This is a genomic window from uncultured Roseobacter sp., assembly GCF_947495025.1.
Classification (GTDB): domain Bacteria; phylum Pseudomonadota; class Alphaproteobacteria; order Rhodobacterales; family Rhodobacteraceae; genus Roseobacter.
On the sequence record NZ_CANLXG010000001.1, the window covers coordinates 686,083 to 710,321 of the forward strand.

At 59.7% G+C, this 24,239-nt stretch carries 27 protein-coding genes and 1 tRNA gene; 15 read left to right on the plus strand and 13 right to left on the minus strand.

Annotated features, from left to right (window positions below):
* The first annotated feature begins 96 nt into the window (after positions 1 to 96).
* Entirely contained in the window at positions 97 to 1,296 is a 1,200-nt protein-coding gene (locus Q0792_RS03370; protein WP_298836424.1) for a cytochrome b/b6 domain-containing protein, read from the plus strand.
* Positions 1,297 to 1,398: 102 nt separating this feature from the next.
* Here Q0792_RS03370 and Q0792_RS03375 read toward each other — a convergent pair whose 3' ends face one another.
* A complete protein-coding gene (locus Q0792_RS03375; protein WP_298836426.1) occupies positions 1,399 to 1,968 on the minus strand; it encodes a YceI family protein in 570 nt (189 codons plus the stop codon).
* Positions 1,969 to 2,082: 114 nt separating this feature from the next.
* The gene (locus tag Q0792_RS03380) at positions 2,083 to 2,571 is read right to left on the minus strand and encodes a hypothetical protein (RefSeq protein ID WP_298836428.1); all 489 of its coding nucleotides are present in this window, start codon (positions 2,569 to 2,571) and stop codon (positions 2,083 to 2,085) included.
* Between the two features lie 267 nt (positions 2,572 to 2,838).
* Here Q0792_RS03380 and rpsF point away from each other — a divergent pair, with 267 nt between their 5' ends.
* From rpsF to Q0792_RS03400, 4 genes are all read left to right on the plus strand, one after another.
* Complete coding sequence (rpsF, locus tag Q0792_RS03385; RefSeq protein ID WP_298836430.1) at positions 2,839 to 3,198, plus strand: 30S ribosomal protein S6; 360 nt, start codon at positions 2,839 to 2,841, stop codon at positions 3,196 to 3,198.
* Positions 3,199 to 3,224: 26 nt separating this feature from the next.
* Positions 3,225 to 3,452 carry a 30S ribosomal protein S18 gene (rpsR, locus tag Q0792_RS03390; RefSeq protein WP_005982441.1) on the plus strand — a complete coding sequence of 76 codons (228 nt, stop codon included), beginning with the start codon at positions 3,225 to 3,227 and terminating at the stop codon, positions 3,450 to 3,452.
* Between the two features lie 10 nt (positions 3,453 to 3,462).
* Positions 3,463 to 4,119: a 50S ribosomal protein L9 gene (gene rplI / locus Q0792_RS03395; protein WP_298836432.1), complete on the plus strand. Its 657-nt coding sequence runs from the start codon at positions 3,463 to 3,465 to the stop codon at positions 4,117 to 4,119.
* A gap of 150 nt (positions 4,120 to 4,269) precedes the next feature.
* Entirely contained in the window at positions 4,270 to 4,902 is a 633-nt protein-coding gene (locus Q0792_RS03400; protein ID WP_298836434.1) for an alternative oxidase, read from the plus strand.
* A gap of 97 nt (positions 4,903 to 4,999) precedes the next feature.
* On the opposite strand, the gene aqpZ is transcribed toward Q0792_RS03400, so the two are convergent.
* The 3 genes from aqpZ to Q0792_RS03415 form a co-directional block, all read right to left on the minus strand.
* Complete coding sequence (gene aqpZ / locus Q0792_RS03405) at positions 5,000 to 5,689, minus strand: aquaporin Z (RefSeq protein WP_298836435.1); 690 nt, start codon at positions 5,687 to 5,689, stop codon at positions 5,000 to 5,002.
* A gap of 128 nt (positions 5,690 to 5,817) precedes the next feature.
* Complete coding sequence (gene tig / locus Q0792_RS03410) at positions 5,818 to 7,149, minus strand: trigger factor (protein ID WP_298836436.1); 1,332 nt, start codon at positions 7,147 to 7,149, stop codon at positions 5,818 to 5,820.
* A 140-nt stretch (positions 7,150 to 7,289) separates the two neighbouring features.
* Positions 7,290 to 7,374 (minus strand) — tRNA-Leu (locus Q0792_RS03415).
* Positions 7,375 to 7,511: 137 nt separating this feature from the next.
* On the opposite strand from Q0792_RS03415, the gene Q0792_RS03420 reads away from it, so the two are divergent.
* Positions 7,512 to 8,030 carry a Hint domain-containing protein gene (locus Q0792_RS03420; RefSeq protein ID WP_298836437.1) on the plus strand — a complete coding sequence of 173 codons (519 nt, stop codon included), beginning with the start codon at positions 7,512 to 7,514 and terminating at the stop codon, positions 8,028 to 8,030.
* On the opposite strand, the gene Q0792_RS03425 is transcribed toward Q0792_RS03420, so the two are convergent.
* Entirely contained in the window at positions 8,027 to 9,673 is a 1,647-nt protein-coding gene (locus Q0792_RS03425) for an NAD(P)H-hydrate dehydratase (protein ID WP_298836439.1), read from the minus strand. The genes Q0792_RS03420 and Q0792_RS03425 overlap by 4 nt on opposite strands.
* Positions 9,674 to 9,838: 165 nt before the next feature.
* Between Q0792_RS03425 and Q0792_RS03430 the strand changes: the two genes are divergently transcribed.
* The 4 genes from Q0792_RS03430 to Q0792_RS03445 all read left to right on the plus strand — a co-directional run bounded on the left by Q0792_RS03430 (position 9,839) and on the right by Q0792_RS03445 (position 13,367).
* The gene (locus Q0792_RS03430) at positions 9,839 to 10,177 is read left to right on the plus strand and encodes a P-II family nitrogen regulator (RefSeq protein ID WP_298836442.1); all 339 of its coding nucleotides are present in this window, start codon (positions 9,839 to 9,841) and stop codon (positions 10,175 to 10,177) included.
* Between the two features lie 49 nt (positions 10,178 to 10,226).
* The gene (glnA, locus tag Q0792_RS03435; protein WP_298836444.1) at positions 10,227 to 11,630 is read left to right on the plus strand and encodes a type I glutamate--ammonia ligase; all 1,404 of its coding nucleotides are present in this window, start codon (positions 10,227 to 10,229) and stop codon (positions 11,628 to 11,630) included.
* 159 nt (positions 11,631 to 11,789) lie between these two features.
* Positions 11,790 to 12,713: an alpha/beta hydrolase gene (locus tag Q0792_RS03440; protein WP_298836446.1), complete on the plus strand. Its 924-nt coding sequence runs from the start codon at positions 11,790 to 11,792 to the stop codon at positions 12,711 to 12,713.
* Positions 12,714 to 12,923: 210 nt separating this feature from the next.
* Positions 12,924 to 13,367, plus strand: a complete 444-nt coding sequence (locus tag Q0792_RS03445) for a glyoxalase superfamily protein (RefSeq protein ID WP_298836448.1) — start codon at positions 12,924 to 12,926, stop codon at positions 13,365 to 13,367.
* 97 nt (positions 13,368 to 13,464) lie between these two features.
* On the opposite strand, the gene Q0792_RS03450 is transcribed toward Q0792_RS03445, so the two are convergent.
* Entirely contained in the window at positions 13,465 to 14,145 is a 681-nt protein-coding gene (locus Q0792_RS03450) for a VPLPA-CTERM sorting domain-containing protein (protein ID WP_298836450.1), read from the minus strand.
* A gap of 262 nt (positions 14,146 to 14,407) precedes the next feature.
* Here Q0792_RS03450 and Q0792_RS03455 point away from each other — a divergent pair, with 262 nt between their 5' ends.
* Positions 14,408 to 14,755 carry a YigZ family protein gene (locus Q0792_RS03455; RefSeq protein WP_298836452.1) on the plus strand — a complete coding sequence of 116 codons (348 nt, stop codon included), beginning with the start codon at positions 14,408 to 14,410 and terminating at the stop codon, positions 14,753 to 14,755.
* Here Q0792_RS03455 and Q0792_RS03460 read toward each other — a convergent pair.
* Positions 14,746 to 15,489 (minus strand): DUF3445 domain-containing protein, encoded by a 744-nt coding sequence (locus tag Q0792_RS03460; protein WP_298836454.1) that lies wholly within the window; start codon positions 15,487 to 15,489, stop codon positions 14,746 to 14,748. The two genes, Q0792_RS03455 and Q0792_RS03460, sit on opposite strands and share 10 nt — an antisense overlap.
* Positions 15,490 to 15,606: 117 nt before the next feature.
* On the opposite strand from Q0792_RS03460, the gene dddP reads away from it, so the two are divergent.
* Positions 15,607 to 16,947 (plus strand): dimethylsulfonioproprionate lyase DddP, encoded by a 1,341-nt coding sequence (gene dddP / locus Q0792_RS03465; RefSeq protein WP_298836456.1) that lies wholly within the window; start codon positions 15,607 to 15,609, stop codon positions 16,945 to 16,947.
* Positions 16,948 to 17,040: 93 nt separating this feature from the next.
* Here dddP and Q0792_RS03470 read toward each other — a convergent pair whose 3' ends face one another.
* Entirely contained in the window at positions 17,041 to 18,105 is a 1,065-nt protein-coding gene (locus Q0792_RS03470) for a hypothetical protein (RefSeq protein ID WP_298836458.1), read from the minus strand.
* A gap of 500 nt (positions 18,106 to 18,605) precedes the next feature.
* Between Q0792_RS03470 and Q0792_RS03475 the strand changes: the two genes are divergently transcribed.
* Together Q0792_RS03475 and Q0792_RS03480 are read left to right on the plus strand one after the other, a co-directional pair.
* On the plus strand, positions 18,606 to 19,112 hold the full coding sequence (locus Q0792_RS03475; protein ID WP_298836460.1) for a VPLPA-CTERM sorting domain-containing protein: 507 nt from the start codon (positions 18,606 to 18,608) through the stop codon (positions 19,110 to 19,112).
* Positions 19,113 to 19,372: 260 nt separating this feature from the next.
* Positions 19,373 to 20,257, plus strand: coding sequence for a DMT family transporter (locus Q0792_RS03480; RefSeq protein ID WP_298836462.1), 885 nt, complete (start codon positions 19,373 to 19,375; stop codon positions 20,255 to 20,257).
* A 7-nt stretch (positions 20,258 to 20,264) separates the two neighbouring features.
* On the opposite strand, the gene Q0792_RS03485 is transcribed toward Q0792_RS03480, so the two are convergent.
* Complete coding sequence (locus tag Q0792_RS03485; protein WP_298836464.1) at positions 20,265 to 21,173, minus strand: SGNH/GDSL hydrolase family protein; 909 nt, start codon at positions 21,171 to 21,173, stop codon at positions 20,265 to 20,267.
* Positions 21,174 to 21,424: 251 nt separating this feature from the next.
* Here Q0792_RS03485 and Q0792_RS03490 point away from each other — a divergent pair, with 251 nt between their 5' ends.
* Positions 21,425 to 22,639: a bifunctional alpha/beta hydrolase/OsmC family protein gene (locus tag Q0792_RS03490; protein WP_298836466.1), complete on the plus strand. Its 1,215-nt coding sequence runs from the start codon at positions 21,425 to 21,427 to the stop codon at positions 22,637 to 22,639.
* A 100-nt stretch (positions 22,640 to 22,739) separates the two neighbouring features.
* Here the strand turns inward: Q0792_RS03490 and Q0792_RS03495 are convergent, their stop codons facing one another.
* From Q0792_RS03495 to Q0792_RS03505, 3 genes are all read right to left on the minus strand, one after another.
* Positions 22,740 to 23,345 (minus strand): biotin transporter BioY, encoded by a 606-nt coding sequence (locus Q0792_RS03495; RefSeq protein ID WP_298836468.1) that lies wholly within the window; start codon positions 23,343 to 23,345, stop codon positions 22,740 to 22,742.
* Between the two features lie 73 nt (positions 23,346 to 23,418).
* Positions 23,419 to 23,829, minus strand: coding sequence for a DUF6314 family protein (locus Q0792_RS03500; protein ID WP_298836470.1), 411 nt, complete (start codon positions 23,827 to 23,829; stop codon positions 23,419 to 23,421).
* Entirely contained in the window at positions 23,819 to 24,154 is a 336-nt protein-coding gene (locus tag Q0792_RS03505; RefSeq protein ID WP_298836472.1) for a hypothetical protein, read from the minus strand. The genes Q0792_RS03500 and Q0792_RS03505 overlap by 11 nt, the downstream gene beginning before the upstream one ends.
* Positions 24,155 to 24,239: the final 85 nt, after the last annotated feature.

Sequence of the window (24,239 nt, forward strand, 5' to 3'; positions counted from 1 at the left end):
ACGGCGGCGCGCGCATTCTCTGTGCGTGAGGGCAGATTGTGGTGACAGCATCAATGCTTACCCTATGTTCACCAATGAGCCGACCGGAGAGCTGAAATGCCCCTGACCAATACTGCTACACACTATGGTGGCGTCACCAAAACCTTCCACTGGCTGACCGCCCTGCTGATCATAACGCTGATCCCGCTGGGTATTTATGCAAACGGTCTGCCCTATGACACATCCGAAGAGCTGGCGCGCAAGGCATTGCTCTTTTCGCTGCACAAAACGCTGGGGGTGACGGTGTTCTTTGTGGCCCTGGCCCGCATCGCCTGGGCGCTGAGCCAGCCGAAACCGGCGCTGCTGCATCCGGACCGCAAACTCGAAAGCCTTGCGGCGGAAACAGTGCACTGGCTGCTTTACGGCTCATTGCTGCTGGTGCCCCTGTCGGGCTGGATCCATCACGCGGCGACCTCAGGGTTTGCACCGATATGGTGGCCGTTCGGACAAAACCTGCCCATGGTGCCAAAATCCGACAGCCTCGCGGCGACAACCGCCGGGCTGCACATTGTCTTTGAGCGGGTGCTCGCAGCCTCCATCCTGCTGCATGTCGCGGGCGCACTGAAACACCATGTCATCGACCGCGACAGCACTCTGCGCCGGATGCTGCCGGGCTATCCCGATGTCGGGGCCGTCAAAGGCGTGCACCGCGTGGCCCTGCCCGTCGTGGCCGCCGGGATCATCTGGGGCGGCGCCCTGGTCACAGGTTCCGCACTCGGTGTCTATGACCAGCACGGGAAGACGGTTCAGGCCGCTGCGCTTGAGGCCGTGCAATCCGACTGGGCCGTTCAGGAAGGTACCCTGTCCATCAGCGTGAAACAGCTTGGCTCTGACGTCACGGGCAGCTTTTCAGACTGGACTGCCGCCATCAGCTTTGACGAAAGCGTCACCGAAGGACCCGCAGGATCGGTTGAAGTGACCATTTCCATCGGCTCGCTCACGCTGGGGTCCGTCACCTCGCAGGCCCTAGGCCCGGATTTCTTCAATGCCGAAACCTTCCCGACGGCAACCTATACCGCCGATCTGATCCGCACGGGCAACGGATACATGGCAGACGGCACGCTGACCATCAAAGACATGGCCGTGCCGGTCAGCTTCCCCTTCACGCTGGATATTGCGGATGGCACCGCCCGCATGCAGGCAGAAACTGCGCTGGACCGCCGCGATTTTGCCATCGGAGAGGCCCAGAAAGACGAAGCAAGCCTCGGATTTTCGGTCTCTGTGAACATCACCCTGACCGCGTCAGAGGCACCATAACACCGCCCCTTCACCCTTCTGCAAATACTCAGATCCCACCGGATCAAAAAAGCCGCGCCCCGGACCAGGAGCGCGGCTTTACAGTGTCAGTGCCGTAGCGGATCAGCCGGCCTTCATCGCCTCAATGGAGATGATCACCTCAACTTCGTCACTGACGAAGGGCGCGAAAGCACCAAGACCAAAGTCGGACCGCAGCACCGTTGTGGTCGCATCAAAACCGGCCCAGGGCTTGCCTGCCTGCGGGTGATCGCCCGTCTGGTTCAGCTTTGCGTCCAGAACAACAGATTTCGTCACATCGTTCATCGTCAGATCGCCGGTGATTTTGGCGGTGTTATCGCCGGTGACCTCGATGCCGGTCGAGGTAAAGTTAATCATGTCACCTTCCTCGGCTCCGAAAAAGTCTTCGGACATAAAGTGACCCTCGCGCTGCTCCCAGCCGGTGAACATGCTCATGACGGGCATGGCGACTGTGACAAAAGAGGCTGCAGGGTTTTCCTGATCAAACATGATCTCGCCCTCAAAGCCCGAGAACATGCCGTACGTGGTCGAAAAACCCAGGTGGTTATAGCTGAAAACGACCTGGCTGTGGCTGGCGTCCAGCACGTATTTCTCGGCAGCAGCGGCCATGGACGCGGCAGCGGTCAGAGCGGTTGCAAGAATAAAGGATTTCATTGTGTGTCTCCGGGTTGGATTTGATGCGTCAAAAAATGGCATCAACAAACCTGAAAACAATCAGTCAGAATTCAACAGAACCTGCGCGCAGGCGAACACCCGGCGGTGTTCCGCTCAGAGCTTGCCGGCCACCCGCAGCGCCGTGACCAGCGACCGGTGCGCGACGCGGTCAGATGCGGCCACTTCTGCCAGCAGCGTGTCGTTGCGCCCCCAGAGCTGAACATGGGCACCGCAGTTCTCGACGCGGGTCAGATCCTGAAAGCTGCAGCGGTCCAGTACCCAGCGGTCACGACCGCGGGTCCGCACCAGGCGTACCTCGTGGCGGATGGTATCAATCTCAACACGTGGGGCGTTGGGGCGCACGGCACTCTGCAGAAAGGCGATGCCGGCCATGCCGCCGATAACCGAGACCAGCAGCTTGATCAGCAGCAGATCCTGGCTCCAGTCGGCACCCGGTGCCAGCCACAGACCAACAGCGGTCAGAATGAGGGCTGCACCAATGACACCAAGCGCGCCACGCAGCAGCATCCGGCCACCGTCAAGCATCCGCGCGGGCTGCGGGGCAATGGCTTTGAAGTCGGCGGCATTTGTGGCACTGGTCATGTCGGGCTTCCTCATCCTGGTTAACGAACAGTTAACGGATGAAAAAAGACCGAAATAAGACGCGATCCGGGCCGCAGCGGGGCGATTTCCCGGCAGGCGGGTATACATTCCAGGCGGTGCCGACAGGGCTTGCGCTGTCATACAGACCGTGTATATGCAGCACTTCCTTCTGCAGATTTTCTGAACCGCGCAGTCTCTCGTGGCCGGGCCGCAGAAGGGTAATGGCCCTGCCTTTGAAATGCGCCCTGATATAAATGAGGAGTACGCATGCCACTCTATGAGCATGTCATGATCGCGCGTCAGGATCTTTCCAACACGCAGGCCGAAGGGCTGATCGAACATTTTGGTGCTGTCCTGTCTGACAACGGCGGGTCACTCGTGGATCACGAGTACTGGGGCGTCAAAACGATGGCCTACAAGATCAACAAAAACCGCAAGGGTCATTATGCCTTCCTGCGCTCGGATGCCCCGGCACCGGCCGTTCAGGAAATGGAACGCCTGATGCGGCTGCATGACGACGTCATGCGCGTTCTGACCATCAAGGTCGACGAGCACGCCGAACTGCCGTCTGTCCAGATGCAGAAACGCGATGACCGTGACCGTGGCGACCGCCGCGAACGCCGTTGATCAACCTGAGAAAGAGGACATAACCCATGGCCGCAAAACCATTTTTCCGCCGTCGCAAGGTCTGCCCCTTCTCGGGCGACAACGCGCCGAAGATCGACTACAAGGACACACGTCTGCTGCAGCGCTACATCTCTGAGCGTGGCAAAATCGTGCCTTCCCGTATCACCGCAGTCTCTGCCAAGAAGCAGCGCGAGCTGGCCCGTGCCATCAAACGCGCCCGTTTCCTGGCCCTGCTGCCCTACGCTGTGAAGTAAGGAGAACATCATGCAGGTTATCCTTCTCGAACGCGTCGCCAAACTTGGCCAGATGGGCGAAGTTGTGGACGTCAAGCCGGGCTACGCCCGCAACTTCCTGCTGCCCCAGGGCAAGGCGCTGTCGGCTTCCAAAGCCAACATCGAAGCTTTTGAGCAGCAAAAGGCACAGCTTGAGGCGCGCAACCTCGAAACGAAGAAAGAGGCTGAGGCCCTGGCTGAAAAGCTGGACGGTCAGCAGTTCATCGTGATTCGGTCCGCATCCGATTCCGGATCGCTCTACGGCTCGGTCACCACGCGTGACGCTGCAGAGGCCGCCACAGAAGCCGGTTTCTCGGTTGACCGCAAACAGGTCGTTCTGGCACCGATCAAAGACCTGGGTCTGCATTCGGTTCAGATCATTCTGCACCCTGAGGTGGACGCCACCATCGAACTGAACGTTGCCCGTTCGCCCGAAGAGGCAGAGCTTCAGGCGTCCGGCAAGTCCATTCAGGAACTGGCCGCCGAAGAAGAAGCCGCAGCGGACTTCGAGATCCAGGAGCTCTTTGACGACATCGGTGCGGCCGCATCCGACGACGAAGATCTGGCAGAAGCTGCAGGTGTCGCAACCGACGACGCCGGTGACGAAGCTGCATCCGGCGATCAGGAAGACACAGCCGGCAAGGCCTGATCTTTCCGATCTGCTGAACGATATGACGCCGCTCCTTCCGGGGGCGGCGTTTTTCGTTGGGGTGGCCGTTCCCGGGGTGCGCGAATTGACGCAAGTCCTTGTCCGGGGCGGGGCACGCACCAGATACCTGAGACAAAGGGAAAGGTATCCATGACTGACATCACGACCCATGACGATGACGCATTGTTCCAGCACACCGAGCCGAAGGACTTCAAAGACCGTTTCGCTCTCAGGCTGGTCAAATTCATGCGGATATTCGCAGACCGCTTTTTTGCCAAACGCTATGGCCACCGGGCTGTTGTGCTTGAAACGGTTGCAGCGGTTCCGGGAATGGTCGGCGGCCTGCTGCAGCACCTCAAGGCGCTGCGCACGATCCGCGACGATGAAGGCTGGGTACGTGAACTGCTGGATGAGGCCGAGAACGAACGCATGCACCTGATGACCTTCATCGAGGTGGCCCAGCCCAGCCGGTTTGAGCGCTACCTGATCATGGGGGGCCAGGCGATTTTCTTTAACCTCTATTTCTTCCTGTATCTCTTTGCGCCACGCACGGCCCACCGTGTGGTTGGTTATCTCGAGGAAGAAGCGGTGATCAGCTATACTCAGTATCTGGCCGAGGTCGACGCGGGGACGGTCGAGAATGTCCCTGCCCCGCAGCTGGCGATTGACTACTGGAAGCTGGGCGAGACGGCGACGCTGCGCGATGTGATCATTGCTGTGCGTGCCGACGAAGCCGGCCACCGGGACCGCAATCACGAGATGGCCGACGAACTGGCGGCCTGAGGCACGGCCTCCGCAAAACGTAAAAAGCGCCGCGTCCTCAGGCGGGCGCGGCGCTTTCCTCTGGCGGCTGCCGCCAGACCCTCCCCAAGGGTTCGTATCAGTTTCTGGGTGTCATCAGTTTCCAGATCAGCGCTCCGAGTACCGCCCCGGTCAGAGGCGCGAGCCAGAAGAGCCACAACTGGCTCATCGCCGGTCCTTCTGCAAAAAGCGCCGCGCCGGTTGACCGCGCAGGATTCACAGAGGTGTTGGACACCGGAATGGAAATCAGATGGATCAGTGTGAGCCCGAGCCCGATTGCCACAGGCGCGGTGCCTGCGGGCGTACCTTCTGAAGTGGCGCCCAGAATGATGATCAGAAAAAGAGCTGTCAGGACGACCTCTGTCACCAGCACGGCGGCCATCGAATAACCCCGGGGCGAGGCCGCACCGTAGCCGTTCGAGGCAAACCCGCCCGGCCCCTCATATCCCGCACCACCTGAGACGATGATATAGAGCACCAGAGCGCCGGCAAATGCGCCGATGACCTGTGCGGCCCAGTAGAGCGGCAGGTCTTTTGCCGGAAAGCGGCCACCCAGCATCAGACCCAGCGATACCGCCGGATTGAAATGCCCCCCGGAAATATGTCCTACCGCATAGGCCATCGTCAGCACAGAAAGACCAAAGGCCAGGCTGACCCCCAGCCAGCCGATGCCCACATCAGCGACACCCGCCGCCAGCACCGCACTGCCGCAGCCGCCCAGTACGAGCCAGAACGTACCGATAAATTCAGCCAGAAGTTTCTTTGCCATTGCCACACCCCGTTTACGGATCCTGCTGGTGTGGACGCTAGGCGATCCCGCATACAAAAAAGCGGGGAAAAGAAAAAGGCCGGCGTCATAAATGACGCCGGCCTGTTTTGTCGGAACGTTGGCCCGGTTTATTCGTCGTCGAGCGCTTCGACAGCTTTCTGAAGGTCGTCCTTGGAGACTTCCTTTTCAGTCACGGTCGCGTTTTCGAAGATATGGTCAACAACCTTGTCCTCAAACAACGGCGCGCGCAGCTGCTGCTGCATCTGCTGGTTCTGCTGTACGAACTCAAAGAACTGGCGCTCCTGGCCCGGATACTGACGCGCCTGCGCCATGATCGCCTGGGTCATTTCGGCGTCGGACACCTGCACTTCTGCTTTCTGGCCAATCTCGGCCAGCAGCAGGCCCAGACGCACGCGGCGCGATGCCAGCTTTCTGTGCTCGTCCGTTGCTTCGATCTCCGGGTGATCGTGGCCTTCGACGTCGGGGTTTTCCTCGTGCCACAGCTGGTGCGCAATCTGGCCGGCTTCGGCGTCGACCAGTGCTGGTGGCAGATCGAAATCGACCATGTCGTCCAGGGCGTCCAGCAGACCACGCTTCATTACCGCACGAGCAGCGCCGGCGTATTCTGCTTCGAGACGCTCGGAAATCTGGCCCTTGAGCGCATCAAGATCCTCAGCCCCGAACTTCGTCGCCAGCTCATCATTGATTTCAGCAGCGACCGGCTGCTTCACTTCTTTTACGGTGCAGTCAAAGACAGCTTCTTTGCCCTTGAGGTTCTCAGCCTGATAATCCTCGGGGAATGTGACGGTAACGGCCTTCTCCTCGCCGGCTTTGACACCGACAAGCTGGTCCTCAAAACCGGGAATGAAAGAGTTGGAGCCCAGAGTCAGCGGGTAATCCTCGGCAGAGCCACCCTCAAAGGCTTCGCCGTCGACTTTGCCGACAAAATCGATCACAACCTGGTCACCGTCTTTGGCTTTGGAGCCCTTCTTGCGCGCTTTGAAGTCCTGAGCTGTTTCGGCGAGGTTGCCCAGTGCTTCCGCAACGGCCTCGTCCTCGGCCTTTACGACCATTTTCTCCAGTTTGACTTTGGAGAAATCGACTTCCGGAATATCGGGCAGCGCCTCGTAGGACATCTCGACCTCGACGTCGTCGCCTTCTTTCCAGTCCTCATTGGTCATCTTGACCTGAGGCTGCATCGCGGGGCGGTCGCCGGAAGCTTCAAAGTGCTCGTTCATCGCGCCGTCGATGCTTTCCTGCATCGCTTCGCCCATGACCCGCTGGCCGAACTGCTTTTTCAGCAGCGCCATAGGCACCTTGCCCTTGCGAAAGCCCTTCATCTCAACCTCGGGCTGCGCCTCGGCCAGTTTCTCGTTGACCTTGGCCTCCAGCTCGGCCGCGGTGACCTTGATGGCATAGCCGCGTTTCAGACCGTCGTTCAGCGTCTCTGTGACCTGCATGTGTGCTCCATAAGAATAAGGCGCACCGCCCGGCGCGCGCATCAGTTTGCGCCCTTCTAAGTGCGTCGGGCGGCAGGTGCAAGAGGCGCTTTTGATCCATGCTGAACGCGGGCACTGCGGGCTCCGCCTGCGTGCCGGTCTGGTGCGGGCGGGGAGACTCGAACTCCCACACCTTGCGGCGCCAGAACCTAAATCTGGTGCGTCTACCAATTCCGCCACGCCCGCACACCGGGCATCGCTGCCCGCGTCTGTCTCCTAGCAAACCCTTTGCGCGCTGGCGAGAGCAAAAAATCTTCCCGCTGTTAAGCAGTTGTTATCCAGTCCGGGTACAGAGTGGTCATGGTTAACGACGAGGACAGGTTATGTCTGTACAGGATCACCCGGAGCATCCATCCACGCGCGCAATACCCGACACCGGCGGCCTCGCAGAGAACACTGCCTCTGGCCTGGTACACGGCGCAAGGGTCCTGACACTGCGTGGCGAAATCCCTGTTCAGGCGCTTGTACCCGGAGACCGGCTGGTCAGCCCCGGTGCCGTCATGGCCGAGGTACGGCGCGTCGAGATGAGCAGCGTTATTGCCCGCGGGGTCTATGTTATTGCCGGATCACTGGGGCATGCCCGGCGGACCTCTGACACACTGCTGGCAGCCGGACAGCCGGTCCGCGTCCGCGACTGGCGTGCAATGGCGTTTACAGGGATGCGCTCGGCTTGGATGCCGGCACTCAGCCTGGTGGACGGCGAATATGTGCGCGACATCGGCCTCGCGCCGATGACACTCTACCGGATCTTCTGTGATGGCGCGAAAATCCTCTGTGCAGACGGTATGGAAATGGGCTCGGGTGAGGTCACGGCAGAGGCGCTTTTTGCCAGTACGCGTTAACCCAACACCTTTTGCAGAACACCCGGCAGCGCTTCCGGCAAATCCTCTGCAATCAGACCGGGACCAAATGCACGTGCCGCCTCGGTGTGCAGCCATGTGGCAACTTCCGCGGCAACGATCAGGTCCGGCGCGACCGGGGCCGATGCCAGCCCCGCGATCAGCCCGGCCAGCACGTCGCCCGCCCCCGCCGTGGCCAGCCAGGGCACCGCACGCTCATAAAAGGCCGCGTGCAGACAGGCGCCACCTTCGGGCGCGGCAATTACCGTATCGGCTCCCTTGAGCAGAACAACGCATCCCGCACGCGCCGCCGCGACGCGCGCGGCATCGGCCTTGGAAAGCCCCTGCCGTGCGGCCATAGCCAGATCCGGGAAGAGCCGGGCAAACTCACCCTCATGCGGGGTCAGGATGGTACGCGCGTGCACGGCCTGGAACAGCGTATCGGGGTCATCCGCAAAACTGGTCAGCGCATCAGCATCCAGAACCACACAGGGCCTGCGACGGTCACGTTCCCCGGCCTGCCGTTCCAGCACAGCCAGAACCGTATCGCGTGTACGCGCGCCAACGCCCATCCCCGGCCCCAGACAGAAACCACTGACACGGTCATCAGCCACATCGCCGAGCATCGCCGGATCATCCAGACTGCGCAGCATCACGGCATCGAGGCGCATTGCATTCTCCTGCAGCGCAGCCTTCGGGCAGACCAGCGTGACCAGCCCGGCACCCGCCCGCAACGCGGCCCGCGCGGCAAGCCTGCCCGCACCGCCCCGCCCGACGCCACCGGCAAAGACGATGACGTGACCAAAATCATACTTGTGGTCGCCACCGCGGTTTTTGGGGATGAATGATCCCGGCCAGAAAGACGGTCTGAGCGCTGTAAGACCGTCTGCCCCGAAATGTCGCTGATCCGTCAGGCGCAGACGCTCTGCGTCGGGCGGTTGCCCGATGATTGTGCGCGCCATCCCGTCGCCGCGCAGTCCGATATCTGCGACCACCAGATCACGACAGATCGCCGGCCCCATCGCAAGATAATGTCCCGGCCTTGGCGTATGAAAAGTAACCGTCAGATCCGCGGGACTGACGCAGCTGTCCGCCTGCTCCCGATCCGGTGCAGACGGTATTTCACCGGTATCAAGGTTCAGCCCTGAGGGGCAGTCAACGGCTATCCGGCGGGCCTTGGCCCAGGCATCGCGCGCATTGTGTCCCAGCACTGCGGCCACGTCATCCGGCAGCGCGCGGGTCAGGCCAATGCCAAATACGGCATCAATAATCACATCCGGCGCAGGACCAGCAGTGATATCTGCAGGACTCCATGCATTGACCGCCCCCTGCCCGCACCAACGGTCGTGGTTGGTGCGGGCATCCGCAGGCAGGCGATCTGCGGTGCCAAAGAGATAAAGATCACAGTCCCAGCCCCTGGCTGCCAGCAGTCGCGCAATGACAAAACCGTCCCCGCCGTTGTTCCCGGGCCCGCACAGAACCAGCGCCCGTCGTGGTTTATCCGCCCATTCCGGCCACTTCGACATCATGGCATCAACGACGCCCTGACCTGCGCGTTCCATCAGGTCCAGACCGCTTGCAACACCATCTGCGATGGCCTGCTGTTCGAGGTTTCGCATCTGTTCTGCGGTCAGCAATTCAGTCATTTCAGTCCCGGCGATTCAGTTTCGTCTAAAAAATGTGCAACATGCACAAAAATAATGCGCGACTGCGCCAAAATTATCCGCACCCGGGGTGATGATACGGCAATCCATGGACCCTGCCAGAGCTAAATGGTCTGTCCGACGTGGACTGCGGCATGGGAGGCCAGAATGAAGAAAATCGAAGCTGTCATCAAACCGTTCAAGCTCGATGAAGTGAAAGAGGCCTTGCAGGAGGTCGGCGTTCAGGGCCTTTCAGTGATCGAGGTAAAGGGCTTCGGGCGCCAGAAGGGCCACACCGAACTTTATCGCGGCGCGGAATACGTCGTTGATTTCCTGCCCAAGGTGAAAATTGAAATCGTGCTGGACGATGACCTGGTGGATTCCGCCATCGAAGCAATCGTCTCCGCCGCCAAGACCGAAAAAATCGGCGACGGCAAGATTTTCGTGACACCGGTCGAACAGACAATCCGGATCCGCACCGGCGAAACCGGCTCCGACGCGCTCTGACAGACAGAGCTGCGCACAGTATCATTCCAACCAAGAGGGATATCCGAGAATGAGCAAAGAACTACTCAAGATGATCGCAGATGAAGACGTTGCCTACGTCGACATCCGCTTTACCGACCCGCGCGGCAAGCTGCAGCACGTGACCGTGATGGCAGACCAGGTCGACGAAGACTTCCTTGAGGAAGGGTTCATGTTCGACGGCTCCTCCATCGCAGGCTGGAAATCCATCGAAGCCTCCGACATGAAGCTGATGCCCGACGTGGACAGCGCCTATGTTGATCCGTTTTATGCAGAGAAGACAGTCTGCCTGCACTGCTCGATCGTAGAGCCGGACACAGGCGAAGCCTATGAGCGCGACCCGCGGTCGACCGCGCAGAAGGCCGAAGCCTATCTGAAATCTTCCGGGATCGGTGATGTCGCCTATATGGGCCCGGAAGCCGAATTCTTCCTGTTTGATGATGTTAAATTTTCTAACTCAATCAACAAGGTATCTTACGAAGTTGATGCGGTTGATGCGTCCTGGAACACCGACACCGACTATGAGATGGGCAACATGGGCCACCGCCCGGGCGTCAAAGGCGGTTACTTCCCGGTAAACCCCACCGACGAATCCCAGGACCTGCGCTCCGAAATGCTCTCGACCATGAAACGCCTTGGTATGAAGGTTGACAAGCATCACCACGAGGTGGCGTCCTGTCAGCATGAACTGGGTCTGATCTTTGACAGCCTGACAAAACAGGCCGACGAGCTGCAGAAATACAAATACGTGATCCACAACGTGGCCCACGCCTACGGCAAATCCGCGACATTCATGCCCAAGCCCATCGCAGGCGACAACGGCACGGGCATGCACGTGAACATGTCGATCTGGAAAGACGGCAAGCCGCTCTTCTCCGGTGACAAATACGCGGATCTGTCTGATGAGGCGCTGTACTACATCGGCGGCATCCTGAAGCACGCCAAAGCGCTGAACGCCTTCACCAACCCGTCGACAAACAGCTACAAACGCCTGATCCCGGGTTTTGAAGCGCCGGTGCTGCGTGCCTACTCCGCCCGTAACCGCTCGGGCTGTGTACGGATCCCGTGGACGGAAAGCCCGAAAGCCAAGCGCGTTGAGGCCCGTTTCCCGGATCCGGCGTCCAACCCATATCTGTGCTTCGCCGCACTTCTGATGGCCGGCCTTGACGGCATCAAGAACAAGATCGACCCGGGCGAGGCGATGGACAAGAACCTCTATGATCTGCCTGCCGAAGAGCTGGCCGGTATCCCCACCGTCTGCGGCTCGCTGCGTGAAGCGGTCGAGGAACTGCAGGCCGATATGGACTTCCTGCTGGCCGGTGACGTTTTCACCAAAGACCAGATCGAAGGCTACATCGAGCTGAAGATGGAAGAGATCGAGACTTACGAGCACACGCCGCACCCTGTCGAGTTCGGCATGTACTACAGCTGCTGATCCGTCAGGTCAGCGCCGGCGCTGTTCACTGTCCGGCCTTTCAGTCAGAGGCGTCCCCCAGGGGGCGCCTTTTTTGTGCACACGACCTGAGGTTGATATGTTTGGGTGCTCTGGTGCATCATCGGTTTTATTTGATGATGATTTTTCAGGAGCTGAACCATGACGCTGTTTTTCACGCGCCGCACGTATAACGCATCCTCGCAGAAGTTCACGAACAACACCGCAGCGCTGACGCGCTATGTCCGGATCAGCAGCGGCCCGGACAGCAAAGGCCGCTGGAGCGGCGGAACCATCAGCCAGGCGGACTGGCTGTCACAGGTCCGCGCCGAGGCGGATACCAACGAAATCACGATCTACGTGCACGGATTCAACACCAGACAGTCTGATATGCTGCGCCGACTTGGAAAAATACGCAAAGGTCTGCGTGACAAGGGGTATCGCGGGGCGCTCATTGCCTGGGACTGGCCGAGTGAGGGCGGCATTTTCTCCTATGACCACGACCGGAACAGAGCCAAAGAGACGGCGCACTTCATGTTCTCCGATGGCATTCTGCCTCTGCTGAACGCGTCGCCGCGTCCGAAAATCAACCTGATCGCACATTCGATGGGCGCCTATGTCGTGCTGCGCGGGCTGTCTGTCTTTGACGATGCCGCCGGCCCGGGGTCAGGGGCCTGGAAGGTCAATGAGGTCACTTTTGCGTCTGCCGATGTAGCACGCAAATGGCTCGGCAAAGGGGCCTGGGCGGGCCTGCTTCTGCGGCACCGATGCAAAAGGTTCACCAACTACTACAGTGAAAACGACCGCGTCCTGCCGATCTCTGCCTTTACCGACGGGTTCCGCAAACGGGCTGGCCGCGACGGGCTGCCCGCGGCCACTGAGACAAATCAGATCGATGTCAGCTGCGGCGCCCAGTTCCTGCGCGATGTCAGTCCGGGCAAACGCAGCAAAGCAAGGTCACACCGGTGGTGGTTTGAAAGCGATACCTTTTACCGCGACCTGCGCCTGACCATCGACGGGACCGCGGCAGATGCAATGCCAACGCGCGACCCCGGACCGGGTGCAGATTTTATCATGAACGGGTGAACGCCCGGATCGGTGGGCCGGTCCGGTTTAACGGGGCTTGCCCGCAAGGCGTTTCCGGCGTAAACGCGCGCTGTGGGCTCATGGCGCCCGCCGTCCGCATATCAGGGTGAAGCCATGAACAGATGAACGGTTTCTGATCCTTCAGGGTCGCATGTGATACCGGCAATGCGGATACCCAGTATTCTTCTGCGGCTTACAGAGGAACAGAAAATGGACATCTCTCTCCCCTCGCGGGATGCACTCAAGGCTCAGGCGAAACGTCTGCGCCAGAAACTCACTGCCGCCGGTACTCCCGTCACACATGCACAGGCGCTGGAAGCCATCGCACATCAGTGGGGCCTGCGTGACTGGAATACGCTGTGCGCTATGGCAGGTACCGAACCCGCACAGGGCTACAGCCCGGGCCAGCGGCTCTGTGGTCGGTATCTGGGACACCGGTTTTCCGGCGTCGTCAAAGCAGCGGATCGCCGCGCGAACGGCTACTGGCGCCTTGTGCTCAGGTTCGATGACCCCGTGGATGTGGTCAGCTCCGGCCATTTCTCCGCCCTGCGCCAACAGGTGACAGCCGTTGTGGATGCATCGGGTCGCACACCGCAGAAAACCTCGGACGGGACACCCCATGTGGTCATTTCCGATCACTGGTCGGCGGTCTGAAAACCGGCCTGTGCCGGACGGCACCGACGTCCCGATACGAAAAAAGGCCGCGTCCTTTCAGACGCGGCCTTTATCACTCTGATTACATGACAACAGGTCAGGCAGCTTTCTGACGGCGTCGCGCAAAGGCTCCTGCTCCGGCAAGACCACCGAGCAGCAGAACCGCTGAGGCCGGCAGAGGCACAGGTTCAGGCTGAACCACCGCGCCGTCCCTGCGGAAATCCACACCGACAGCGACGGCATTATCCTCGTAGAAAATCAGCTCAAAGCTTTTCACACCGGCGGCGGACAGGTTGTCATATACTGCGGGGTGATTGGTAAACGCCTTTGTCCCGCCAAAGGACGCAACTTCGTTGCCATCAATGATCAGACGGAAACCGTCATCCGCCCCCACGGTGAAGTTATTGATACCGGCGTCCACGAATATGGATCCGGTGAACCGGAAGATCGAACCCAGCATGGTCGTGCTGCCCAGTCCGCTCAGCGAAGCAGCATCGGCACCCAGCCAGGACGACAGGGTCTGGGATGTTGATCCGGGCCCTGTCGGCCCTGTCGGATAGTCGATGCCCGTCGATACAAAGGTTGCATCTGCATCGCGCTGGTCCGCCCCTTCCACAATGGAAAGTGCATCAGCGAGGTTGTCGATTATATTGCTCGCCGGGTCGCCGGCAGAGCCTGTATCTACATCCCAGAATTCACCCGTAAAAGTTGCTGCCGAAGCAGGTGCGGCCAGCGCCAGGCTGACGGCAATCACTGAAATAAACTTTTTGTAAATCACTTATGTGTCCCTTTATTCATATCATTGGTTATGAAGCAGAATTTTAACACAATTAATTCATTTTCCAAAGGATGCTGCAGGTAAAAACACAAAGTCCTTTAACATCAGCCACATCCGTTTACCTTTTCGTTGTGCGAGAGGGTAATTCCCGCGATACGTGAAGAATATGTGGGTTGTTCGGGCCTGACCGGACAGAAGACGCCCGTGCCACCGGTGCCCTCTGCCCTTGCTCTTTCCGGCACCTGCAGGCTAGCACCGGGGCATGATTATTATCGAAAACGTCATCCGGGACCGGGGATCAAAATATGCTGTTTCCGGCGCGCCCTGCAGGTCAGATACCGAGGCCCGCGCACTGGTGCGCGCGCTCTGTCGCAAAAAGAAATTCGCAAAGGCCACGCATAACACCTGGGCCCTGCTGACGGACGATGGCCCGCTGAAGAACGATGACGGAGAAAGCGGTGCCGGTATGGTCATCCTGCGGATGCTGGAGCGCGAGGGGCTACACAACCACCTGATCATCGTCACGCGCTGGTTTGGTGGAAAACACCTGGGCGGCGACAGGTTCCGGCATGTGCAGGAGGCCGTCCGCCGTTATATCGCTCAGCTCTGAGCGGACTGCGCCGCCACGACCCAGGTGTGGATGGAAAAGACGACCGCCTGACTTTGCGGCAGACGCAGGATGCACTGGCGTTCGGCCCGTATCCAGGGCGCGGTTGCAGCATTTACCGGCGCACGTGGCGGATCAGACTCCGAATGCGGCTGCCACAGCTCCGCATCGTCGTACCGCAACCAGTTGTTGCGCCACAGAGGCCGCCCTGCCCGGACCCCGTCGAACAAACGCTGAACCCGCGCAGCGATATCCGCGTCATAAGAAGGCACCGGCCTGTGGATTGCAGTCAGCGGCCGGCCCGCTTTTTCCGCCAGTGTCCAGCCGGCCGGAAAACACAGCACCGCGGCCGTCAGAACATGTTCACGGCCCTGCTTCTGAAGAATACAGATGTCTTCCTGCACGATCTGACCCAGAACGGCGAGCGGCGTATCAGAGCAAAGGTCCAGGGAATGCCCGTCCGGACAATGCACCATGTCACCGTCCCTGCGAAACCCGAGCCCGGGCAGGATCTCCAGCGCCGCGTGCAGCACTTCCCCGGCCGCATCCTGCGCGCTGGCCGCGTTATACAGAACGTCCTCTCTCTGATGCGCCAGCCGGGCACGTCGCTGCGCCATCTGAGCGGCATAGGCGTCATCCACCCGCAACCAGTCGGTCGGCGCCAGCGGTGCCACACCGGGCAGCCGTTCTTTGGCGGACATCTCTGGCGGAAGTGCGTTCTGGAGGATCACCTGCATGCCCGCATCCTGACAATCCGGCTTCGGATTGTCTGCGAAAAACGACATGTTTCATGGTCGGTTATGACAAAACGGCACAATTTTTTTTCTTTCAGACTGAGATGGAAGGAGCGCGCCATGAACACTCATTACCGCGACACGCGCAAAATCGACCCCAACCGCGGCGCCACGCTGGGCGACGGCAGCCCCAATGATATGGACCGCGTGGAAATCGGCCCCACGCAGCTGGCGTTCCGCGAATGGGAAGCCGCGGTTCTCGAGCTGCCGAACCTCGATCGCATGCGCGCCTTCCGCCACCGCCGCCTGACCGACCACATCGTTGCCCGCGGCTATGCCGGCCTGCTGATGACCGACCCGCTCAACATCCGCTACGCCACAGACAGCACCAACATGCAGCTGTGGAACACCCACAACCCCTTCCGTGCCGTGCTGCTCTGTGCCGATGGCTACATGGTGATGTGGGACTACAAGAACTCGCCTTTCTTAAGCAAATTCAACCCCCTGGTGCGCGAACAGCGCTCCGGCGCCGACCTCTTCTACTTTGACCGCGGTGACAAGGTCGATGTGGCCGCCGACGCCCTGTCCAACGAAATCCGCGTGCTGCTGGCCGAACACGCGCCCGGCCTGAAACGGCTCGCCTGTGACAAAGTCATGCTGCACGGCCTGCGCGCGCTCGAGGCTCAGGGCTTCGAGGTCATGGACGGCGAAGAAGTCACCGAAAAATCCCGCTCGGTCAAAGGCCCCGACGAGATCCGCGCCATGCGCTGCTCCAGCCACGCCTGCGAAACCGCCGTGCGCCTGATGGAGGATTTCGCGCGGGGCAACGTCGGCGACGGCGTCACCTGCGAGGATGACATCTGGGCCATCCTGCACGCCGAAAACGTGCGCCGCGGTGGTGAATGGATCGAAACCCGCCTGCTCGCCTCAGGCCCGCGCACCAACCCCTGGTTCCAGGAATGCGGCCCCCGCATCTGCCAGCCCAATGAAATCATCTCCTTTGACACCGACCTTGTGGGCCCCTACGGCATCTGCACCGACATCTCGCGCAGCTGGTGGATCGGCCCGGACAAACCGCGCCCCGATATGATCTACGCCATGCAGCACGGCGTCGAACACATCATGACCAACATGGAAATGCTGAAACCCGGCGTCATGATCCCCGAGCTTTCGGCAAACACCCATGTGCTGGACCCGCAGTTCCAGAAACTCAAATACGGCTGCCTGATGCACGGCGTCGGCCTCTGCGATGAATGGCCGCTCGTGGCCTACCCCGATCAGGCGGTCGAGGGCGCCTATGACTACCCGCTGGAGCCGGGCATGTGCCTCTGCGTTGAGGCACTTGTAGGCGAAGAAGGCGGAGACTTTTCGATCAAACTGGAGGATCAGGTGATTATTACAGAGGATGGTTTTGAGCGCCTGACCACCTATCCGTTTGATGACGCGCTGATGGGGCGGTAGGGGGTGCGGGGCGCGCTGCAACCGGGTCAATGACTGCAGCCAGCCCAAACCGGACATTGCCACCGGGTGTCTGCTGGTCGCTTGTAGTGTCATTCAGGCTTTGATTGAAATTTTCTGCCCATTCTCATTTACTAAACGTGTAAACGCTGCTTCTCCTGCCTCGTCGATCAAATATTCAAATCCAGGTACTTCATAAATTTCGAATACCCCGGCGAGTTGCTTTAGGGACCACGGTTTAAAGACCTGATCGGATCCGTCTGGTAGCTTGGTTTTTGTGTATGGAATAACCGCCATTTGCTGGAACCTAAATGTGTCCGCATCTTCAGCGTTAATGTATCTGTGCGTGGCATCGCGAAGCGAGGATTTATAGTGAATGCGGGCTGCTAACTCATCAAACTGAATGGGATGAAGTTGCTGACGCGCTAGGTTGTATGGACCAAGATCTGCCATTTCATGTTGCAACCCTCCATCGCCAACGAAAGCAAACCCAAGATCGCCAAAGCGCATGCAAATCGATTTTCCGAAGATGTTGGTTGAAAGGTTGAACGACCCGTATTGTATGTCTTCGGACAACGAATAAACGTATAGTGTGAATGGATGTTGTGTATGGATCGCGCTAAAATGTACCAGCTTTCGCCAAGATTGCAAAAGTAGGTGGAGCATAATCATCTCACCCATAGCATCAGGGGGGAAAATCGCTCCCAATGCAGGCTGGCGTTGGTCATTCAACAGGCTTGCCTCTTTGTACAAAATTCCTACTAGAATTTTGGCCATCCAACGTCCAACTTCATAGCTATTATCAGTGGACCATTCCAGGATACTTTCCGCGGAGAGTTTGCTAACATAGTTTTCGGTTTTGCCAAGAACTTCGCCATTGCACGTCGCGCAAGCCGGGACACGCAAATTTCTATAGGGCAACAAACTGCCATTTAGCAGTCCTAGCTTGCTGTCCCAAAGATTGAACCGCTTTTGAAGCCACTTTGGAATAACGTGCTCGCCCTTGCCGCTTGTAGGTTGGGCACCGCACAGAAAACACTGCCTCGCGATGATATTGTTTGGTTCCAAAGCTCTTTTGGTAAGGCGAAGAACATAATCAGCGGGAAGTCGATCTTTTGACAAATCTGGCATGGGCTTGGCTAACTTAAGTGGTTTATTCATTGTCACGCAACCACCGGTTTCCCGGCCTTCCCAACATAAAGAAACACTTTTGGTATTCCATAAGCTGACGTTTGCGCGCGGCTCGTCCACCGTCCGTTAGGGGCCATTCTTAAAACTTTGCAAAGTCCGCTTCCTGCGCTTACCGAACGCTAATCCCTCCAAACCAAACAAAAACCCTTACCAACCCCCTGCCCCACCGCACGCCGCGCACCGACGTGAAACCGACGTCATACCGACAGCCCATTTCCCTTGTTTTTATGGCGCAGCCGCACGGATCACCGAAACCCGTTCCGGGGTCGGTGCGCACGCTCTCTTCACCTTTGGGTATCTGCCCGTCCGGCAGCCCCGGGGCCCCATCCGGCACCGCCCCGCGTCACAACCTTTCCGCAGCGCTGCCACATTCCGGACACGCCGGACCGCTAGACGAACATGGTTAATTCCGCGCTCCGTTAAATCCGGATCAACGAACATCGTGTACGGTTAAAGAAAAGGATGCCCTCTTGTTCAGATCGCTCATTATCGCTGCTGCGGCAGTATTTATTTCCACTTCAGCCTCTGCGAGCACAGTCGATGCGTTCAATCTCGATGTGACGACCAGCACAGGCACTGACTCCAATATCGTTCTTGAGCTTGGCAAGACCTATCGTCTGACCGTGTCCGGCACTTTCTCCATCGGCAGCAACCCGACACGCCACGTGGCAGATGCAGAATTCTTCAATCTCGGATCTGACCCGCTGGTCCCGCTCGACCGCGTGCGGTCCCGGGAAATCGGCGTAGGTGTCAATGGCATGGATATTGATTTCGGCGCGTACAGCCCGGACAACGTCTATTCCGCCCTGATCGAAGGGACCGGCAGCACCATCAACGTGTTCTTTGCCGACAGCGCCTATCGCGACAACAGCGGCTCGCTGCGTGTTGAGATCTCAACAATTCCTCTGCCTGCCGGCATGCTGCTTCTTTTGTCCGGACTGGCGGGCTTTGGTGTGATGCGCCGCCGCTCCCGGTAAGTCACCGCTTCACCAGATAAAACGGACCGCGCGACGATGGTTGCGCGGCTCTTTTGCTGTTGCGTGATGAATAATCGTCTGCGACCTGCCTTCTGACCGAAAGGCTTACGCGAAGGGGCTTTGTTCCGGGCGGGTCTTTCTGGTGCGTCCCTCGCCCATCAGACCCGCACCACACCAGATTGATGTGGTTCGCAAGGGCCACGCGCTGTATGCCAGAGCTGAAATGCCGACCGCCTGCCGGTCTAATCGTGAAAGCGCCATTGTCCCAGACCAGTAACGCCCATGCAAATCTGACCGGCAGCCTGTGGATGATCACTGCGATGGCTGCTTTCGCCGCAGAAGACGCGCTTCTCAAGGGCGCCGCCAGAACGCTGCCCGTCTGGGAAATCCTCGTGCTGTTCGGACTGGGTGGTGCGCTGCTATTTGCCGCTCTCGCCCGGCTGCGTGGTGCAGCGTTGTGGACGCCGGACGTTGTTTCAAAGCCCATGCGAATCCGCATGGTGTTCGAAATAACCGGACGGCTGTTTTATGTTCTGGCCATCGCGCTGACACCGTTGTCGTCGGCCACGGTGATCCTGCAGGCCACGCCGATTGTGGTTGTCGCAGGCGCTGCGATGTTCTTTGGTGAAACAGTTGGCTGGCGTCGCTGGGTCGCCATCATTCTCGGGCTCACTGGTGTTCTGGTGATCATCCAGCCGGGTGCCGACAGCTTTTCGCCGCTCTCCGTTCTTGCGGTCCTCGGCATGCTCGGATTTGCCGGCCGCGACCTGGCAAGCAGGGCAGCACCTGCACGGCTCAGCACAGATATCCTCGGTGTTTACGGGTTTATTGCAATCGTCATAGCCGGTTGTGCCTTTGCCTTCTGGGAGGGCAGAAGTTTTGAGGTACCGGAGGCGGAGGCCGCAGTCTTTCTGGGATGCGCCGTTCTTTGTGGTGTTCTGGCCTACACTGCGCTGATGAAAGCCATGCGCACGGGCGACGTCTCGGCTGTCACACCTTTCCGCTATACGCGGCTGCTCTTTGGCATCGCGCTGGGGGTGGTTTTCTTCGGGGAAAGCCTGTCTGCGGGCATGATCACCGGATCTGCACTTATCGTTCTGTCCGGCCTGTTCATCATGTGGCGCAGCACAGCGACGCGCACATAGCACAGTCTCAGGAAGGTGGCCGGTCCGGTCCGAGCGCTGTGAAGATCGCCTCGCAGATGTTGTCCATCTCCAGCTTCAGCGTGTTGCGCGCGCCGCGCTTGTTGGGGTGGTAAGGGTCTTTGACACGCCCGTCCTTGTGCTGGCGGAAAAAGGCTCTGGTGCTCTGGTTGGCTTTGATCGTAGCCGGTGTTGAGCCTTCGACAAAAGTGCAGCGGCTGCCTGTCTCGGCAAAGGCACGCTTTATGTTTTCCTGTGCCGCAAGCCGTTGTTTCTCGACTTTTTTGGTATGTGCCGGGGCCGTCGTCATAAAAACACATGGCAGATCCGCAGGCAGATGCTGTTCCAGCGCACGGACGTCCCGCACGGCGAGATCAGGGTTTTCCGCCCAGCGTTTGGCCGAGTTACCCAGAAACGTCAGGATCAGCAGGCTGGGGTCGTAATAGCCCGGCGCGAACATGGCCTCAAAGGCGGACTGTCCCGGCTCGCAGACCTGATAGTTGCGCCCCTGTCCCATCTGCACAAACTGATTTTTCGTCGTGTTCAGAACGCCATAACTTCCGGCATTCACCTTCCACTTTTTATCGACCTCACAGATCGCATCCTTGGCAGCCCCGCCACGCGCCACCCAGGAATGGATAGAAGTTGACCGCACCCCGATCACGCCCACCTGCATCGCACCCAGTTTGCTGAGGGCTTTCTTTTCACGCCGGTCCGGCGCACAGCTGGCCATGATATCCGAAAAGAATTCCAGAAAGGCGTGACCCGCGCCAAACGAGATCTGGCTGTCGCCCAGGATCAGCACGTCAGGCGAGGAAAATCCCTCGGCGCGTACAGTCCTCTCGCCTGTCGTGACAAGCATCGCCGCCATCAGTGCAGCCGCCCATACGCGACGGTACGCCTTGCCGTTGATCCTCATGCTCTGGTCTCCTGCCCTTCTGCGCGCCACGGATGGACATGGTGCGACCTTCTCTGCCTGTATTCTGTTCAGTTACCGCCGCGACACAAGTCCCCACACAACGGTGTGATCCCGCGCGAGGCTTTGCTGTAACGCTGTGCTTGCTGAACCCTCTGTCAGCGAATTCAGCACGAGCGCGTGAGAATGATGTCACAAGTCTTGCCAGACGCGGGCGCACAGCCCACTCTGATGATCCAGACAGGAGCTGCCTCATGCCAACCGAACGTATTTCTTTTCCCGGCCACGATGGCTCGGCCCTCGCCGCACGGCTTGACCTGCCGGATGGCCCCCATGTGGCGACAGCGCTGTTTGCGCATTGCTTCACCTGCGGCAAAGACATTCCGGCTGCGCGACGGATCTCTGCACGTCTGGCGGCCATCGGGATCGCTGTTCTGCGGTTTGACTTCACCGGCCTTGGACATTCCGGGGGTGAATTCGCCAACACGTCGTTTTCGTCGAATGTCGAGGATCTTGTGGCCGCCAACGCCTGGCTGATGGAGCGTGGCATGGCGCCGTCGCTGATCATCGGGCACTCGCTGGGTGGTGCGGCCGTGCTCAAGGCCGCCGCGGCGCTGGATAATATCCGCGCCGTGACCACAATCGGCGCGCCTTTCGACCCGGGCCACGTGACGCATAACTTCGCCGATGCCGTTCCGAAAATCGAGGCAGAGGGCTCCGCCGAGGTCTCGCTTGGCGGCCGCCCCTTCCGCATTGGCCGCGGGTTCCTTGAAGACGTGGCCAGCAGTGCGCTGACAGACGTGCTGCCTGACCTCAACGCCGCGCTGCTGGTCCTGCATGCGCCCCGTGACAGTATCGTCAGCATCGACAATGCCAGCCAGATCTTCCTCGGCGCAAAACACCCCAAGAGCTTTGTGACCCTCGACAGCGCCGATCACCTGGTCAGCCGTGCCGAAGACGCGGAGTATGCGGCAGACCTGATTGCAACCTGGGCAGGGCGTTACCTTGATCTGCGCCGCCCGGCACCTCCCCCCGGCGCACCGGAAGGCGTGCTGCGGGTAACTGAGGCAGATGCAGAAGGATTTCTGGCGGACATCACCTCCGGTGACGGGCACCATCTGGTGGCAGACGAGCCACTGGCATACGGCGGCACCAACAAGGGACTGTCCCCCTACGGACTGCTCTCTGCGGGGCTCGGGGCCTGTACGACAATGACCCTGCGCATGTATGCGCGCCAGAAGGGCTGGCCGCTCGAGCGGGTCTCGGTCGATGTTACCCACGACAAGGTTCACGCCCAGGATGCGCGCACCTCTGTCGGTGACAAAATCGATACCTGGCACCGCCGCATCACCGTGACCGGCCCGCTGGACGCCTCGCAAAAAGCACGCCTGCTCGAGATCGCCGATAAATGCCCCGTGCACCGGACTCTCGAACGCAGCTCCACCGTAATTACCGAAATGGCAGACTGATACCGGTATCTGTGGCCCACCTGCGAGCCGCCGCCCGTAAAAAGAATGAGGCGCGTCCCGTCAGGGGCGCGCCTCGCCGTTTACCAGGTTGTGAGCGCGTTCAGCGGCGCGCGTCGCCGACCAGCTTCCATACCGCGGGCAGGATCATTGCTGCCAGCACCAGCTTGAGGGCATCACCGATGAGGAAAGGTGTCAGGCCCCATGCCAGGATCGGTTTGTCCCAGCCGTACAGCTGACCCAGCCAGAGCAGGCCGGGCACATAGATCATAGCATTCCCGATCAGCATCGCAGCCGCCATCAGCATAACCGAGCGGTCCCAGCCGCGTGCGGCAAGCACGCCCAGTGTGACGGTCGCCAGGACATAGCCCAGCAGATAGCCGCCTGTACCGCCCATCATATAGGTCAGTCCAGCCGCCTCAGCCGACGATCCGGCAAAGACATCATATCCCAGTGCGCCGATCAGCAGATAGCCGACAATGGTCGCGAGGCCGAGGCGCGCGCCGTAGGCCGCACCGATGGTCAGGACAGCAAATGTCCCCATGGTGATCGGTACAGGCGACGGCCACATCGGCACTTTGATCTTGGCGGCAACCGCCAGAAGCGCGATCCCGAGCATGACCAGCACGGCCTGTTTCACAAGGCGCGCAGCACCGGCGCGCGGCCCGAAAATCTCTGCCAGAACGGAATGAGATGCTGTGGTTTGCATGGAAATCTGTCCCCTGTTGCGAATTCCTGACCCTGAATGCCGCACCCGCAGCACCAGTGCAAGGGCTCATCTGTCAGGCCGGCGCATAGCGACACATCATTTCATAATCCTTGCGCGGCCCGCGAACGACCCATTTCGCACTGAAACAGGGCCAGCTTTCAAAACCCCAGGTCACGTCGTACTGGTCTGGATCACACCAGTGCGCGGCTTGCCCGCCCTGGTCCGGAACACGGTGAAAAAATCGCCCGTCGTCGAAAAAAACGTCCAGCGCCTGCGTCCAGCGGTACCGCCGTTCTGCGCTCAGAGGAGCTGCGCCTCCGGCCAGGGTGAGCGTGCCACGCTCTGTGTAAAGTGCTCCGTCATTTTCCGCCGTCCAGACGGCGGTGCCTTCAAACGCGGCTGTCCGGCCGTTTGCCTCGCGGATCGTTTTTTTCAGCGACCACGTCCCCAGGAAATCCGCAAGAACGCGTGGTTCAGTCGGCATAGACTGCCTCTGTGATATCGTCACCCTGCCCCACAAACCGCAGCCGGTCACCGCTGCGGTCCATGGTGTAACAGGCCCAGAGATCGGAGGGCGGCCACTGACTGCAGTACTGGTCGCCCTTCACGCGCCAGTATCCCCAGCTGTCTGCGCCCGCATGGTAAAGCGTCCGGCCCGAAGACCGGAATTCCTGCCAGGCGCTGGCGTACTGCAGCCTGCGGTCCGTCAGGGCCTCACTGATCTGGCTGCCGGTCAGGGGCACCCAGTCGTCTGCCAGTGCAGCACTGCCTGCGGCAAAGCACAGCAGTGTCGCTCCGATCGCCCGCATTTCTAAGCTCCTGTCTTGTGATGCCTGCCCGGCCAGTTTATGAGCCGCCTCAGCCCGGACGCAATCGCAAATGAAGGACGCTGCC

Excerpts from the sequence above, each read along its gene's own strand:
- Q0792_RS03370 (WP_298836424.1), top strand. The coding sequence starts at position 97 with ATGCCCCTGACCAATACTGCTACACACTATGGTGGCGTCACCAAAACC.
- Q0792_RS03375 (WP_298836426.1), bottom strand. The coding sequence starts at position 1,968 with ATGAAATCCTTTATTCTTGCAACCGCTCTGACCGCTGCCGCGTCCATG.
- Q0792_RS03380 (WP_298836428.1), bottom strand. The coding sequence starts at position 2,571 with ATGACCAGTGCCACAAATGCCGCCGACTTCAAAGCCATTGCCCCGCAG.
- rpsF (WP_298836430.1), top strand. The coding sequence starts at position 2,839 with ATGCCACTCTATGAGCATGTCATGATCGCGCGTCAGGATCTTTCCAAC.
- rpsR (WP_005982441.1), top strand. The coding sequence starts at position 3,225 with ATGGCCGCAAAACCATTTTTCCGCCGTCGCAAGGTCTGCCCCTTCTCG.
- rplI (WP_298836432.1), top strand. The coding sequence starts at position 3,463 with ATGCAGGTTATCCTTCTCGAACGCGTCGCCAAACTTGGCCAGATGGGC.
- Q0792_RS03400 (WP_298836434.1), top strand. The coding sequence starts at position 4,270 with ATGACTGACATCACGACCCATGACGATGACGCATTGTTCCAGCACACC.
- aqpZ (WP_298836435.1), bottom strand. The coding sequence starts at position 5,689 with ATGGCAAAGAAACTTCTGGCTGAATTTATCGGTACGTTCTGGCTCGTA.
- tig (WP_298836436.1), bottom strand. The coding sequence starts at position 7,149 with ATGCAGGTCACAGAGACGCTGAACGACGGTCTGAAACGCGGCTATGCC.
- Q0792_RS03420 (WP_298836437.1), top strand. The coding sequence starts at position 7,512 with ATGTCTGTACAGGATCACCCGGAGCATCCATCCACGCGCGCAATACCC.
- Q0792_RS03425 (WP_298836439.1), bottom strand. The coding sequence starts at position 9,673 with ATGACTGAATTGCTGACCGCAGAACAGATGCGAAACCTCGAACAGCAG.
- Q0792_RS03430 (WP_298836442.1), top strand. The coding sequence starts at position 9,839 with ATGAAGAAAATCGAAGCTGTCATCAAACCGTTCAAGCTCGATGAAGTG.
- glnA (WP_298836444.1), top strand. The coding sequence starts at position 10,227 with ATGAGCAAAGAACTACTCAAGATGATCGCAGATGAAGACGTTGCCTAC.
- Q0792_RS03440 (WP_298836446.1), top strand. The coding sequence starts at position 11,790 with ATGACGCTGTTTTTCACGCGCCGCACGTATAACGCATCCTCGCAGAAG.
- Q0792_RS03445 (WP_298836448.1), top strand. The coding sequence starts at position 12,924 with ATGGACATCTCTCTCCCCTCGCGGGATGCACTCAAGGCTCAGGCGAAA.
- Q0792_RS03455 (WP_298836452.1), top strand. The coding sequence starts at position 14,408 with ATGATTATTATCGAAAACGTCATCCGGGACCGGGGATCAAAATATGCT.
- Q0792_RS03460 (WP_298836454.1), bottom strand. The coding sequence starts at position 15,489 with ATGCAGGTGATCCTCCAGAACGCACTTCCGCCAGAGATGTCCGCCAAA.
- dddP (WP_298836456.1), top strand. The coding sequence starts at position 15,607 with ATGAACACTCATTACCGCGACACGCGCAAAATCGACCCCAACCGCGGC.
- Q0792_RS03470 (WP_298836458.1), bottom strand. The coding sequence starts at position 18,105 with ATGAATAAACCACTTAAGTTAGCCAAGCCCATGCCAGATTTGTCAAAA.
- Q0792_RS03485 (WP_298836464.1), bottom strand. The coding sequence starts at position 21,173 with ATGAGGATCAACGGCAAGGCGTACCGTCGCGTATGGGCGGCTGCACTG.
- Q0792_RS03490 (WP_298836466.1), top strand. The coding sequence starts at position 21,425 with ATGCCAACCGAACGTATTTCTTTTCCCGGCCACGATGGCTCGGCCCTC.
- Q0792_RS03495 (WP_298836468.1), bottom strand. The coding sequence starts at position 23,345 with ATGCAAACCACAGCATCTCATTCCGTTCTGGCAGAGATTTTCGGGCCG.
- Q0792_RS03500 (WP_298836470.1), bottom strand. The coding sequence starts at position 23,829 with ATGCCGACTGAACCACGCGTTCTTGCGGATTTCCTGGGGACGTGGTCG.
- Q0792_RS03505 (WP_298836472.1), bottom strand. The coding sequence starts at position 24,154 with ATGCGGGCGATCGGAGCGACACTGCTGTGCTTTGCCGCAGGCAGTGCT.